At 42.2% G+C, this 1622-nt stretch carries 2 protein-coding genes and 1 pseudogene; all 3 read left to right on the top strand.

Annotated features, from left to right (window positions below):
* Positions 1 to 554: pseudogene (locus AB5935_RS25485) on the top strand (glucosaminidase); the annotation flags it as partial.
* Positions 555 to 590: 36 nt separating this feature from the next.
* The gene (locus AB5935_RS25480) at positions 591 to 1205 is read left to right on the top strand and encodes a hypothetical protein (RefSeq protein ID WP_172772809.1); all 615 of its coding nucleotides are present in this window, start codon (positions 591 to 593) and stop codon (positions 1203 to 1205) included.
* Positions 1205 to 1622, top strand: a 418-nt coding sequence (locus tag AB5935_RS25475; RefSeq protein ID WP_368327815.1) for an ArdC family protein, incomplete at its 3' end; no start/stop codon positions are given. The genes AB5935_RS25480 and AB5935_RS25475, both read left to right, overlap by 1 nt.

Genomic DNA, 1622 nt, shown 5'->3' with positions numbered 1-1622 from the left:
GAAAAGATCTGACTGCGCAATACAAGAGTGCAAGTCAATCCGATGCCAATGTGCAGCCAGATACAGCCATGAGTCCGGATGAGTGGATGAAGAAAATTCTGTCCTCTGAAGACAGTGGGGTGAATATGCCTATAGCTGATCCTGTAATAGAGATGGCCATGACTATGTTCACTTCACTCATGGCTCTTGCCCTCCAGATAGATAATTCAAGTGAGGAGGAAAAGATGCAGAAGGCTACTGCTGCAGCTGTCAGTAAAAGCATAGACCTTACTCCTATCCTCCCATCCTATAAGACCTGCACCATAAGCCTGCAGGATGGTAAACCCAATCTGTATGCAGACAATGGAGTTGTACAACTCAACAGAGAACTGAGTAATGCAGAAATAAACAAGATCCAACAGACGCTTGGCAGTACCATGATGAACGATGATGAGAAACGACGTAGCATCGCCTCTGTTATTAACTCTGCCGTGGTCACGCTGCAGATGTCACAAAACTATCAGAACAATCTGGAGATCCAACAAGGCAGACAGGAGTCTGTACAGTTGAAATAATTTGCTTTTTAAGTATAACAATCAATTCGTTTTATTATGATTAAATGTAATGTAACCGTGTGTGGCACCGTTTCCCGCCAGGCACAAATGCGTGCTAACAAAGAAGGTACGCAGTTCGCATCATTCGGTATCAATATCGTTATTCCGGCAAAATCAGGAATTAACAAGACAGTTGAAATCAGTGTGGCCAAGACCTGTAACAACCTATCTGAGTTACCACCAATTCAAGTTGGGACTCGCATTGAAGTAGCCGGTATTCTAATGTTCCACAAAAAGGGAGAAGCATTATACCTTAACCTGTCTGCAACTGGCATTAACACATTTAATGCAAGCAATAACGACGGCATTAACGGTACAATGGAGTTCAGAGGTACTTTAGGCAAACAAATTGAGGACAAGACAACTAAAAGTGGTAAGTCCTTTACGGTGTTTTCCGCTTATAGTAGCGAAAAGGATGGAGATAATTACACCTATACTTGGGTACGCTTTATGCAATTCGACAAAAGAAAAGAAACATGGATGCAACCAAAAGCCGGAATCAATGCCAAGGGGGATTTGGAATTAGGTGTGTACAATAACAGACTTGACCTTACATGCCGCATAAGCGAATGCTCTCTTTGGGAGAAAAACTCTAACACTTATCAACACTAATGACTATGACAGGTAAAAAGATTTATAATTCAGATGGCCGTAGTAGTGAAGATAAGGCCTTGGACAAATTCGCAGAGATGATGATTGAGAAAATCAAGACTTTGCAGAATGACTGGAAGAAGCCTTGGTTTACAGATAAATCCATCTCCTGGCCGAGAAATCTTTCTGGCCGCGAATACAACGGAATGAATGCACTCTTACTCATGATGCACTGTGAGAAACAGGGATATAAACAACCTGTATTCTGTACTTTTGACCGTGTAGCCGGTCTGAACTATACCAAAGACAAGCAGGGAGTCCGTCAGCAGATAAAGGATAACAATGGGCAGGAATTGCCAAAGGTTTCCATTCTGAAAGGAGAAAAGAGTTTCCCGGTGTTCATCACGACATTCACTGTTGTCGATAAAGAGACAAAAG

Source organism: Phocaeicola sp. RTP21198st1_B8_RTP21198_201120, from assembly GCF_040929485.1.
GTDB classification, from domain to species: Bacteria; Bacteroidota; Bacteroidia; order Bacteroidales; family Bacteroidaceae; genus Phocaeicola; species Phocaeicola dorei.
This window is presented reverse-complemented; position numbering and strand designations above follow the sequence as displayed.

Coding starts and splice junctions, on each gene's coding strand:
- AB5935_RS25480 (WP_172772809.1), top strand. CDS start 591: ATGATTAAATGTAATGTAACCGTGTGTGGCACCGTTTCCCGCCAGGCA.